At 41.3% G+C, this 12,832-nt stretch carries 11 protein-coding genes and 1 tRNA gene; all 12 read right to left on the bottom strand.

The window, feature by feature from the left end:
• Positions 1–26 precede the first annotated feature (26 nt).
• The 12 genes from rfbC to ABZP31_RS02180 all read right to left on the bottom strand — a co-directional run bounded on the left by rfbC (position 27) and on the right by ABZP31_RS02180 (position 12,706).
• Positions 27–578, bottom strand: coding sequence for a dTDP-4-dehydrorhamnose 3,5-epimerase (gene rfbC, locus ABZP31_RS02235; RefSeq protein WP_001195721.1), 552 nt, complete (start codon positions 576–578; stop codon positions 27–29).
• Entirely contained in the window at positions 568–1,458 is an 891-nt protein-coding gene (rfbA, locus tag ABZP31_RS02230) for a glucose-1-phosphate thymidylyltransferase RfbA (RefSeq protein WP_000054001.1), read from the bottom strand. Before rfbA ends, rfbC begins: the two co-directional genes overlap by 11 nt.
• Positions 1,455–2,348, bottom strand: a complete 894-nt coding sequence (gene rfbD / locus ABZP31_RS02225) for a dTDP-4-dehydrorhamnose reductase (RefSeq protein ID WP_000698332.1) — start codon at positions 2,346–2,348, stop codon at positions 1,455–1,457. The genes rfbA and rfbD overlap by 4 nt, the downstream gene beginning before the upstream one ends.
• A 2-nt stretch (positions 2,349–2,350) precedes the next feature.
• Positions 2,351–3,418: a dTDP-glucose 4,6-dehydratase gene (rfbB, locus tag ABZP31_RS02220; protein ID WP_000670932.1), complete on the bottom strand. Its 1,068-nt coding sequence runs from the start codon at positions 3,416–3,418 to the stop codon at positions 2,351–2,353.
• Positions 3,419–3,553: 135 nt separating this feature from the next.
• On the bottom strand, positions 3,554–4,597 hold the full coding sequence (locus tag ABZP31_RS02215) for an ELM1/GtrOC1 family putative glycosyltransferase (protein ID WP_000193719.1): 1,044 nt from the start codon (positions 4,595–4,597) through the stop codon (positions 3,554–3,556).
• A 12-nt stretch (positions 4,598–4,609) separates the two neighbouring features.
• Positions 4,610–5,593: a glycosyltransferase gene (locus ABZP31_RS02210; RefSeq protein ID WP_000705222.1), complete on the bottom strand. Its 984-nt coding sequence runs from the start codon at positions 5,591–5,593 to the stop codon at positions 4,610–4,612.
• A 2-nt stretch (positions 5,594–5,595) separates the two neighbouring features.
• Complete coding sequence (locus ABZP31_RS02205; protein ID WP_000639362.1) at positions 5,596–6,405, bottom strand: polysaccharide deacetylase family protein; 810 nt, start codon at positions 6,403–6,405, stop codon at positions 5,596–5,598.
• Positions 6,406–6,418: 13 nt separating this feature from the next.
• The gene (locus tag ABZP31_RS02200; RefSeq protein WP_005023403.1) at positions 6,419–7,309 is read right to left on the bottom strand and encodes an ELM1/GtrOC1 family putative glycosyltransferase; all 891 of its coding nucleotides are present in this window, start codon (positions 7,307–7,309) and stop codon (positions 6,419–6,421) included.
• Positions 7,310–7,372: 63 nt separating this feature from the next.
• Positions 7,373–8,299 carry a branched-chain amino acid transaminase gene (locus ABZP31_RS02195; RefSeq protein WP_005016466.1) on the bottom strand — a complete coding sequence of 309 codons (927 nt, stop codon included), beginning with the start codon at positions 8,297–8,299 and terminating at the stop codon, positions 7,373–7,375.
• Positions 8,300–8,325: 26 nt separating this feature from the next.
• A complete protein-coding gene (gene glnE / locus ABZP31_RS02190) occupies positions 8,326–11,076 on the bottom strand; it encodes a bifunctional [glutamate--ammonia ligase]-adenylyl-L-tyrosine phosphorylase/[glutamate--ammonia-ligase] adenylyltransferase (protein WP_262446935.1) in 2,751 nt (916 codons plus the stop codon).
• A gap of 63 nt (positions 11,077–11,139) precedes the next feature.
• Complete coding sequence (locus tag ABZP31_RS02185; protein ID WP_005016470.1) at positions 11,140–12,417, bottom strand: sensor histidine kinase KdpD; 1,278 nt, start codon at positions 12,415–12,417, stop codon at positions 11,140–11,142.
• A 202-nt stretch (positions 12,418–12,619) separates the two neighbouring features.
• Positions 12,620–12,706 (bottom strand) — tRNA-Leu (locus tag ABZP31_RS02180).
• Positions 12,707–12,832: the final 126 nt, after the last annotated feature.

Raw genomic sequence — 12,832 nt, 5'->3', positions numbered from 1 at the left:
AAAAGAGGAGATAAACTCCTCTTTTTTTATGCTTTAAATGCATCTGCAATCTGATCTTTATCACTCACCAACACCTCACCAACCTCATCAAGAGGCCAGTTAATCGCTAGTGTTGGATCATTCCAAATAATAGCGCCTTCACTTTCTTTATTGTAGTAATTGGTGGTTTTGTACAAAAACTGGGTATTGTCTTCAAGTGCGATAAAGCCATGAGCAAAACCTTCCGGTATCCAAAACATGGTTTTATTTTCTGCACTCAGTTCAACACCAACCCATTCACCATAAGTTTTTGAGTCAGGTCGAATATCTACCGCAACATCCCAAACACGACCTTGTACAACACGTACCAGTTTTCCTTGCGCATAAGGTGCATTTTGATAATGCAACCCACGTAACACACTCTTTTGAGACAATGAATGGTTATCTTGTACAAAAGTTGGAACAGGCAAGTTTAATTGTTCAAGTGCTTGTGCAAAACGTTGCTGATTAAAGCTTTCCATAAACCAGCCGCGATCATCACCAAATACATTTGGATGTAGAATCAAAAGCCCTTCTATTTTAGTCGTTTCAACCTGCATTTGACTCTTCCCAGATTTTTTTCAAATATTGACCATATTCTGTTTTTTTCAAAGCTTCAGCACTTTCTAAAAGTTTCTCTTTGCTAATCCAACCTTGATTGAAACCAATTTCCTCTAAACATGCGACTTTTAATGACTGACGCTTTTCTACAGTATAGATAAAGTGACCTGCTTCTAAAAGCGATTCATGCGTGCCCGTATCCAACCATGCAAACCCTCGCCCTAAAAGCTCCACATTCAATGAACCATCTTTCAGATATGCATTATTGATGTCAGTAATTTCAAGTTCGCCACGTGCAGATGGCTTCACTTGTTTAGCAAACTCTACAACACGATTGTCATAGAAGTACAAACCCGTCACGGCATAAGGTGATTTTGGCTTTAATGGTTTTTCTTCAATGCTGAGAACTTTTCCAGTTGGGTCAAACTCGACAACACCAAAACGCTCTGGGTCTGTCACATGGTAACCAAATACTGTTGCACCATGCTCTCGATTACTCGCAGCTTCTAATTGTTTGCCAAAACTTTGACCATAGTAAATATTGTCACCCAAGATCAAACAAACATTATCTTGACCAATAAACTCTTCACCAATTAAAAATGCCTGTGCCAAACCATCTGGAGAAGGTTGTACTTTATAAGTAAGTTCAATACCAAATTGAGAACCATCACCGAGCAGTTTTTCATATTGGGGTAAATCTTCTGGTGTCGAAATCAATAAGACTTCACGAATACCGGCAAGCATCAATACAGACAATGGATAGTAAACCATTGGTTTATCGTAAATTGGCAAAAGCTGTTTCGATACACCTTTGGTAATTGGATGTAAGCGTGTACCTGAACCACCCGCTAAAATAATACCTTTACGTTTGAGACTCATTTATTTAATAGCTCCACTATGGTTCGCTTTACACCATCTTGCCAGTTAGGTAGACAGAGTTTAAAAACATGCTGTATTTTTTGGTTGTTCAATCTTGAATTGTGTGGTCTGGTTGCTGGTGTTGGGTAAGCCTTTGTTGGAATTGGATTAACCTTTTGTACAATCAGCGCCTGTCCTAATGACCGTGCTTGCTCAAATACATAACTTGCGTAGCCAAACCATGATGTTTCACCACTCGCCACCAAATGATAGACACCAGCTTTACTCACATCGGCTACGACTTGAGGAATAGCATGTGCGGTAATATCAGCAATTAGCTCAGCAGAAGTTGGAGCACCAATCTGATCATCAATAATCGACAACTCTTCACGTTGCTGAGCCAAGTTCAACATCGTTTTCAAGAAGTTTTTTCCTTTACTTGCATAGACCCATGATGTTCTGAAAATTAGATGCTGACAGCCACTCTCAACAATTGCCTGTTCGCCTAATGCCTTGGTTTTACCATAGACATTTAATGGTGCAATTGCATCTGTTTCAACAAAAGCTGTTTCACCTGCCCCGTCAAAAACATAATCGGTAGAGTAATGCACAAATAAAGCTTTAATTTGCAAACATGCATCGGCTATAGCCTTTACAGTTTGATGATTCACAAGATCAGCCGAATCCTGCTCAGTTTCAGCCAAATCAACAGCTGTATAAGCAGAAGCATTAACGACTACATCGGGTTTTAGCGCCACAATCGTGTCAAAAATTGCCGATGGTTGAGTCATATCGCCAGATAGACCATTTAAACCATGACGGTCTAATGCAACTACCTCGCCCAAAGGAGCAAGCGCTCGCTGTAGCTCCCACCCAACTTGTCCATTTTTTCCAAGCAATAAGATCTTCATAGTTATCCTTGATATTGCTTGTTTAACCAAGACTGATATTCGCCACTTTGAACGTGTGCAACCCATTCAGTATTACTTAAATACCATTCAACGGTTTTACGCAGGCCCGTCTCAAACGATTCTTGCGGAACCCAGCCTAAGTCATTTTTAATTTTTGTCGCATCAATTGCATAGCGCACATCGTGACCTGGGCGATCTTTGACATAGGTAATTAAATCTTTGTACTGTGCTACACCTTCCGGCTTATTCGGTGCCAATTCTTCAAGTAATGTGCAAATCGCATGAACAACTTCGATATTGGCTTTTTCATTGTGACCGCCAATATTATAAGTTTCCCCAACCACACCTTGCGTTGCAACAGTAAAGAGTGCTCGTGCATGGTCTTCTACAAATAACCAGTCACGAATTTGCTGACCATTGCCATATACAGGGAGTGGCTTGGCTTGCAAAGCATTTAAAATCATAAGCGGAATCAATTTTTCCGGGAAATGAAATGGCCCATAGTTATTTGAACAGTTGGTCACCAACACCGGTAAACCATAAGTACGGTTCCATGCACGGACTAAATGGTCTGAGCTGGCTTTGCTTGCAGAATATGGTGAACTTGGTGAATACGATGTTGTTTCGGTAAATAGGTCGGTTGTACCTTCTAAATCACCATAGACTTCATCGGTTGAAATATGATGGAAGCGGAATGTTTCCTTTTTTGAACCATCAAGGGTTAACCAATAAGTACGGCTTGCTTCCAACATTTGGTATGTACCAATAATGTTGGTCTCAATAAAAGCATAAGGTCCTGAAATTGAACGATCTACGTGCGATTCAGCAGCAAGATGCATCACTACATCAGGTTGAAAACTTTTAAATAATTCATCTAAAGCTGTACGGTCACAAATATCGGTCTGAGAAAACTGATAACGTGGGTGATCGGCAACAGAGCTTAAAGACTCTAGATTTCCCGCATAAGTGAGCTTATCGACATTTAATACTTCATGTTCAGTATTTTGAACAATATGACGAACCACCGCCGAACCAATAAAACCTGCACCACCAGTAACCAAGAACTTCATAATAAATCATGTAACTCCATTTTCTTAGTCACGGATTTTATCACCTATTTCCTATTTAATTTAGCGTTAACCTCAGAAAGCCCTACGCAGTTTGACCATTATTACAAAAAATAAAATATAAATACTTAGCTAAACTTATTTGTCCAAAACCCGATTTAACTTCCGAGTTATTTCGCTGGTATGATCTTGCATCTCTAACTCTTGAACAACCTGAGAGATTTGATAAGAATCTGAAACAGTTAATAAATATAGCCAATGTTGCTGTGCTAAAAACTTTAATTGGTGCTTAATCTGTTCATCCTGCATGGACTGCTCATCATAAAGTACCAGCAACTTACTTCCTGACATGACCACTTCTGCCACCATCGAAGTCGAGTCCGGACTCGTTAGAATCCAGTCAGCTGCTTTAATATAATCTTTGATATCACAGCTTTGGCCTTGTGCTACCCATGTTAACTGGTCATGAGGCTGAAAAATGCCGTACTGCTCAGCAAGCTGCTGTAATTCTTTTTCAAAAGTAATCGGTGTTCTTCGTGATGTTGTCAGTAGCAATCTCGCTGTAGGATATTGCTTTCGAACCTGCTGTAAAACAGTTGCCCATTGTGCCGCTTCACCAATTTTTACTGTTTTAGTGTCAGCACCAATCAAAATTGCAATCGTTTGCTCAGCATTTTGAATACCCAAATGTTCCCGCGCCCGCTCACGTGTTAGAGGTAAAGCACTCATTTTATTCGGTGCAATTGGATAATAAAAATAATGAGGCAATACGGCTTGTTGCTCATGAATGGTAAATACCACATCAAACAAGTCAGCACGAATCCCCCGTAATGAACTTGCGACCAGATTTTTTACAGGCTGATCTTTGAGCAAATGTTGTTTGAGCAGTAGATTGGCAAGTAGAGTGTTTCCCCCTGCCGATACAATATAAGCAACCTGTTTCTGCTCTAATGCACTTAGGGTTTGGGAGTCAAGAAAATAACGTAACCACTCTGTATTTATTGAAAACTTGATCAATAACTTGAGAACACGATACAACCATTTTTTAGGTAGATTTAATTGAACCCATTCCACCTGATAATCTTGTTGTTGATTCAGTAGCTGAACTATTCCTTGTGTTTGAGTTTCATGGCCTGCTTTACCATCGGTCAACGCTAGGATGAAAGGTTTTTGTTGTGTCATCAATCCATCATCCTATGCTGAAAGCAATGATTGATAGACTTTGACCGTATTATCGATCATTTTTGTAAAAGTCAATTGTTCTTGTGCCAAGGCATAAGCCTGTTTAAAACTTGCTTCAGGGGCTACCACATCCAAATAGTTTTGAATCACTTGTTGCAATGCTTCAATATTATTTGGTTCACATAGAAACTCAACAGGAATAAACTCAGCCATCATTCCGACATCAGTCCCTAACACAGGACGTTGAAGCAATAAACTTTCAGCAAGTGTATACGGGCCCCCTTCACGCAAGGAAGACACAATCAAAGCCTCATGGTCTATAATCAATGGGTGAATATTGTCGCTATACCCATACAAGTGAACCCGATCAGCTAATTGGTACTCTTGAATCAATTGCTCTAACTTCTTTCGTTCTTCACCATCACCAACAATAGTTAATTGGTGTGAAATGTTCCGCCAAGCAGCCAGTAAAAGATCAAAACCTTTCACTTCATTTAAACGTCCAATGGCAATAAATTTTCTATTTTTTACAAATGATTGAGCAGGCATATTCAAAGAAATACCATTATAGACCACACTGAGTTTTTCCGGCTGCCCCACAATCTGCGCGAGTCGCTTACTCACACAAATGATATGATCAAATGCCAAGTAAGAATCAATCTTTTTCTTTGCACCATGGATAGTCACCACACAAGGGAAATTAAAACCTGCAATCATGCCTTGCAACAGTTTGGCCGTTTTAGAAGCATGAGCATGTAGCACTTGTGGTTCTGTCCCCAATATTGTTTTTTTAAGCAGATATTTCGTCCACGGGTTATAACGACTGCCACTCATATCAAAAGCAACAAAGTTCACCGAACTTTCTACCCGACTTTGATATTTCTGATGTGCAATTAAAGAAACTTCATGTGCTTGTGATAAACCAGCAGCCAGCTCAAGTACATGCTTTTCTAGGCCACCTTCCTCATCACTTGCCATCACAAGCGTAATTTTCATGATTAGCCCTCACGCGTACCAAGTTTTAAACGAAGCTTGACGGCAAATAATGAATCTTTTCCGCTGATCTTAATACGTTGTAGTTGCATAAAGTCCGGCTGTTCATCATCAATGCCTTCGATTGTGGTCACTGCATTGCTATACCCTGACTGTTTTGCCAGTTTAACATCTCGGTCTGAGTAAATACCAAATGGGTAAGCAAAACTGGTTACTGGCTTTTCTATCAGTTGTTCAAGCCACTGCTTTGAATCAGTTAGTTCTTTTAAACAATCCGTATCATCCAGTTTGTTTAAATTAGCATGCGTTAACGTATGTGAACCAATTTCGATCAGTTCGCTATCTGCCAGTTGCTTGACTTGAGCATCATTCAACTTAGCTTCACGCATGAGTTCACCACTATTATGATGTTCTTTTTTATAGGTTGACCAATCACGATCATGACGATCAACCACCACATATATGGTTGCCTTGGCCTGATATTTTTCTAAAATCGGATAAGCATTTTGTAAGTTGTCTAAATAACCATCATCAAAGGTAATGGCAACTGTTTTGGCTGGGTGATTTCCCCAGTTCTCTTGCAATTCGTGCATCGTTACAAAATGGAAGCCTTGCGCTTTCATCCAAGCAACTTGCTTTTCAAACTCAGCGGGCTTGACCCGAAGCTTATTAAATTTGGCACCATTAATATGGTCTCGTACCATGTGATACATCAATACACGTGGTCGATTCCAATCCACTGCTGGCTTCCACCACGCATACTTATAGCTAAATAAAACGGTAAGCAAAACCAGTAAAATCAGGATATAAATCACAATGCCAAACTCATTATTTCGCTAAAAGATATGTTGCCACACGGTCTGCTTCTTTAAAAGCATAAGGTTGTGGTAACTGTACGACACAAGTATTCTGTGAGATTAGTTGTGATTCTATCATTTGATCAATCGAGTGCGTAATTCTATCGTCTTTCAACCGATCGATTGCTATGACCCCTACGCGACAACCCGCAGTAAGTGCTTCAAAAACCATAGAAACGCTATCTTCTGTTACCCATACAGCTTCTGCTTTTTGCATCTCTTCAAAAATCCAGCCTTGAGGTGTTTGCTCAACCGGAAATATTTGTAAATGCTGGGCAAAACTTTGTTGTCTTAAAATATCAATAAACTCTGCTGGTGTTCGACGTGAAGTCGTTAGAATGATTTCAGAGGCCGGATTATACTCTACAATGTCATGAATGGCTGTGAGAACTTTCTGTTCATTCCACTGATGGCGTTTTGATGTGCCTCCCAGCGCAATCAAAATACGATCCGTCTGGTGTCGTTGTTCATTCACAATTGGGTTTAATGCACCTTGAGTGAGAATAATATTGTTCCGTTTAGCTAGCCCATCATGCTGTGGCACCACTACATAATCAAACCATATATATGGATAATTAGGTTTCATTAAAATAACAGTTTTAGCTTTTGGGTAAATTTTTCCTAAAAGCAGCACTCGAAGCTGGGTATGACTTCCCACCCCAACAATATAATTAGGCGTCTGTTTTAAAAAAGGAGATTGTTTTTTGAGAACAGAAAGAAATAAGCTGATTAATGGCAGCTGTTCAATTGAAATTTCCTCAAAACTGACTTTATGCACAGATTGCCTTTCTATAGCGCGGTAAAGTCCCAGCGCCTGTGAACGGTGCCCCGCCTTTCCATCACTAACATAAAGAATATGCATAACCCAATTCCATAATAAAAAAAGGCGAAATAAAATTTCGCCTTTTAATCATATCGGCTTTACTTATTTTACGTAAGTTAACCAGTGTGCATATTTCGGATCTTTACCCTGCACTGCATTAAAGAATGTAGTCTGGATCTGTTCAGTGATTGGCCCACGTGCACCACAACCAATCTCACGGTCATCATATTCACGGATTGGTGTAACTTCAGCTGCAGTACCGGTGAAGAATGCTTCATCAGCAATATAGAATTCATCACGGGTAATACGACGTTCTACCACGTCATAGCCTAAATCCTTAGCAATTGTAATGACGGTCTGACGGGTAATACCATCCAATGCTCCACCCGCAATATCCGGAGTGTGCAGCACACCATCCTTAACTAGGAAAACATTTTCCCCTGAACCCTGACATACATAGCCTTGCGGGTCCATCAGCATAGCTTCATCATAGCCTGAATGTGCTACTTCTTGGTGCGCAAGAATAGACAGCGTATAGTTACCCGAAGCCTTGGCCTTACACATGGTCACATTCGGATGATGGTGAGTAAAGGAAGAAGTTTTTACACGAATACCTTTAGCCATTGCCTCTTCACCCAGGTAAGCACCCCAGCCCCAAGCTGCAACTGCCGCATGAATCGTATTATTGGTTGCAGCAATACCAAGTTTTTCAGAACCAATCCAGATTAATGGACGTAAATAGCAAGATGCCAGCTTATTTTCACGAACCACATCGATTTGCGCCTGCTCTAATGTTGCCTGATCAAATGGAACTTTCATCTGATAAATTTTTGCAGAGTTTAACAAGCGCTTGGTGTGGTCCTGTAGACGAAAAATGGCTGTGCCTTGTGGAGTTTCATATGCCCGGACGCCCTCAAACACGCCCATACTATAGTGTAAAGTATGAGTCAGGACGTGAATTTTTGCATCACGCCAGTCAACCAGTTGTCCATCTTGCCAAATAAAACCATCACGATCAGCCAAATTCATGGCACACACTCCAAATTTTTACACAGTCAGTCACTATCCAAAGCAAGTATTGCTGTGGGATCTATTAATCTTTGCCATAACTTGCAAACGATCTCGCGGGTATCGTGCCAGTCCGCAGCATTGACTTGCATGGATTGATTTGCAAGTGCTAAACGGTGGCTCTCGGCTCGTTCACTGAGATAAGCCTGAATCAGTGCTGTTGCATCGTCACTGGATAAGTAACCGGCTTTCGCAGCATCTTCTAGGATTCTTACATTGTCGGAATAGTGAGCGAGATCCGGTTTCGCCCCACCCCATGCCAACACAATATACTGTGCCATAAATTCGATATCAACGATACCACCCGCATCCTGTTTTAAATGAAAAATTCCACCTTTTTTCTGTTCTTTGGAAGAACCCAGATGGGCTTTCATCTTCTGACGCATTTTTAAAACTTCAGTACGCACAAATTTTTCATCACGCGGCAGAGTTAAAATACGGCAGCGTAACGCCTCAAATTTTTGGCGTAAACTGTCATCCCCAGCAATCGAACGGGCCCGAACCAATGCCTGATGCTCCCAAAGCCAGGCATTTTTTAATTGATATTGTTCAAAGGCTTTTAAACTGGTCACCAGCAGACCAGCTTCTCCAGAAGGGCGTAACCGTGTATCTACTTCATATACTCGTCCATCTAGGGTCTGAGTCGTCATAAGAGATATAAATTTTTGCCCTACTCGCATGGCAAACTCGAAACCGCTGATAGGTCTTAGGCCATCTGTATCCGCCTGTTCGCTCATATAATGAATAAACACCAGATCCAGATCTGAGCCATAACCCAGCTCAATACCACCGACTTTACCATAACCCACCACAGAAAATCCGAGATAGTCCAAGGAGCAGCGTCGTCCGTCAGCGTCTAGTGGATAACCATGTTTTTTTGCCACGATCTGATAGGCCAGATTCAACGCAGCAATAATAGAAACTTCGGCAATGTCTGTCAGGGCATCAGATACTTTCATAAGCGGACTTTCTGCCAGTACATCGCTGGCTGCTACAGCCAAGACATTAGATTTTTTAAACAGGCGCAAGGCCCGCATCTGGTCTTCAACCTGCTCAAGCTCAATGCGTATAAGCTGCTGCCGTAGTGAATCTTCAAGATCACGGCGTTTGGGCAACTCGAAGTCCATTGTGAGAAACTCATCCAGCAATACCGGGTAATGAGTCAGCTCCTCCAGTATCCATGGACTCACTGTGGCCATCTTTACCAAACGCTGTAATGCTCCCTTACTTTCAATCAGCATTACCAGATAAACCGTACGGCGCATTACAGATTCAATTAAGGGCATTAGACGTAGTAATGCAACTTGTGGTTTATCCGACTGTAATACTGCATCGACCAGATAAGGCCAAAAGGTTTTTAAACGTTGAACGGCCTTAGCTGGTAACTTATTCAAGGCGTGGCCATGCCAAAACTCATGAATCAGTTTTTGTGCGTTAGAATCAAGCACACTCTCCAGTTCTTCTTCGAGATGCTGAAAGTTCTCTACTGGTGCTTCCCTGTCACGCTCCTGAATCAGATGTGCAAACTGGTAAGAGACTTTAGACCGTTTCTGGTTAAGGACTTCCAGAAAACTTTCCCAGCTATCAAAGCCCAAGGTATCAATCAGTCGCTGCCGCAGCTCCGGCTCAGTCGGCAGGGACTGGGTCTGCTGATCATTCAGTGCCTGAATGGCGTGTTCCAGACGACGCAGAAACAGATAGGTATCTTCCAAGTCCGCTACAGCTTCTGGCTCAAGCAGACCTGATTCGCTCAGATGCGTCAAATTCGCCAGACACTGGCGTTCCTGTAGTTCAAGTTTGGAACCACCATAAATCAGCTGAAAAACCTGCACAATAAATTCAACTTCACGAATACCACCGGCACCCAGTTTAATATCGTCTTCAATATTGCGACGCATAACTTCACGTTCAATCATGACCTTCATTTCACGCATGGCCTGAAACGCAGTGTAATCAACATAACGCCGAAACACGAAAGGACGGGTCATTTCCAGTAACTCTTCGCCCGCCCTTCCACCGGACACGATACGGGCCTTGATCCAGGCATAGCGTTCCCATTCACGCCCATGCTGGCTTAAATATTTTTCTAATCCTGCATGGCTAATGGCCAGTGCCGAACCATCTCCCCAAGGACGTAAGCGCATATCTACACGAAAGACGAAACCCTCAGCAGTGATATGCTCCAGCAAATAAATAATTTTCTGGCCCCACGCAATACAGAACTGTTGTACATCAATACATTTACGGCCATTGGTCTCGCCTTGCTCATCAAAGGCAAAAATCAGGTCAATATCGCTCGACAGATTAAGTTCCTGTGCTCCCAGTTTTCCCATAGCAATAATAATCAGGTCCTGGACTTGGCCCGAATAACCGATTGGTTCGCCATGCTTTAATACCAGTGGAATACGGGCGAAGGCCTTTGCTGCACAAATACAGGCATCAGCAAAATCTGAGAGTTCTTGTGTAAGTGTAACTACATCAGTCAGGTGGTTAGCATCTTGCCAGATCCAGCGAAACATGAGACGAGCACGAAGTATTCGGATCGCTCGCATCCATGCGTGCTCATCCTGAATTGAGTCAAGTACAGAAGACACCCGATCTTTAATCTGTTCATATGATAGCGGGGTTGCAAACTGATCTACAGTATAATCCTGTTCAAGTTCATTTTGATAAAGACCTAGTATCTGTTCAGCATATTGACTGGCTCTTAAAGTCTTTTGCAACTGCTCCGCGTTCATAAACCATCCTTCACCTGTATTTATATGTAGTTATAACAGGTGAATTTGGCTTTAGGAAAATAATTATACTAAATTTGTAGTGCTGTCTGACTTCGCCACATCAAGTGGCAAAACCGTATGCTGGTCAGTTGCTTCGGGCAAAGTAACTTTGAAAGTAGTACCTTCACCTTCCTTAGACATGACACAAATTTCGCCTTTATTTAGGTCTACAAACCGCTTACAGAGTGTCAATCCCAGACCTGTTCCTTTTTCACCTGCTGTACCTTTAAGGCTGACAGTAATCCGCGGCTGAAAAATATTCGCTATTTGTGCTTCAGACATACCTAGGCCGGTATCCCGGATATAAATTTCCACCCCATCTGGGCCGGGCTGTGCTTGAATGGTCACTTTACCCGTACCGTCCATTGGCGTGAATTTTAATGCATTTGATACCAGGTTCTGGATAATCGAAGTCAGCATATTAATATCTGCATATACCTTGAGATCATCCGGCACTTCATCAATTAACTGAATGTTTTTCTTAATCGCTAGTGTGTTAAGTACATCACGAACAATTTTGGTGACCTGCTTTAAATTGAAGTTGATCGGATGATAGACAAACCGGCCGCCTTCTGCCATTGCCCAGTTGAGCAGGCTTTCTAAAAGGTTATAAGTCGACTGTGCAGTATCATAAAGATAATCTGCAATATTCTGGATACTGGAGTCGTCAAGCGTATTGCGCTCTTGTGACAATACTTCAGAGAAACCGAGCAACCCATGAAAAGGTGCACGCAGGTCATGCGCAATAATCTGGAAAAACTTGGTTTTACTAAAATTTAATGCCGATTGCTGTTCATATAATTCTTTAAGTTCAGCATGCTCGAATTTTAACTCTAAATAGCGAACCAGACGTTCACAGTAATCTTTAACTATCTCAATATCTTCATTTTCAAAAGGCTCAGAGCTGTCATCAAAAAACAGAATCTGTCCAATTGATTCTTTATCAGTCTTGAGCATATCAAAAGCAACCATGCGCTGATGCTCTACACCCAAGTGACGAATATGCTGACAAAAGCCGTGATAATCAGAATGTTGCTGGTCTATATAAGGTTGACTATTGAAATAAGGTCCTAAATCTGCATCAGGATGGCTATGAAAAAGTCTCATACCCTTTGAAGAAAGATACCAGATATAAGGCTCTGCCTTAAAAGTTAAAATAGCGTTTTTACTTCTTAAAATACGTCGAGCAAAACGTAAACAGGATTCCACCTGGTTATGCGGTTCGAAGATACCCAGTAATAACGATAATTTACAAGCACTGAGCTGATCAGCCTGATCTAACTCTAATAATTGTAATGTCATGCTCGCCTCATTAAAAATATTGTAGGTAATAACCGCAACTTCAGTAAAAATCAGTTAAAAATAAATCTTTATTAAACAATTAGCAAACTTTAGACATAGATACAACGGCAATAATAACAATTAAGAAACAAAACATGTTATATACTGGTAAATATTTGAAATAAAGGAAATTATAATAATAGATATTAGGATCTAATTATAGTGGTCCCGAGGGTCGGACTCGAACCGACACGTCATCTCTGACAGCGGATTTTGAGTCCGCCGCGTCTACCAATTTCACCACCTCGGGAAGAAGAGTGGGTGTGTGTATAATAGCGTCTTTCCACATGTTGTCAATGTAAAGTACTGACTGTTTGCCTATTTTTAAATCACAATAAAAGCAATAGCTGAACAAAACCGTATTTTTTCCATCATT

The organism is Acinetobacter sp. FL, from assembly GCF_040744925.1.
GTDB classification, from domain to species: domain Bacteria; phylum Pseudomonadota; class Gammaproteobacteria; order Pseudomonadales; family Moraxellaceae; genus Acinetobacter; species Acinetobacter radioresistens.
Note: the sequence above shows the minus strand (reverse complement) of the source record. Positions and strands in the feature narration are given on the sequence as shown.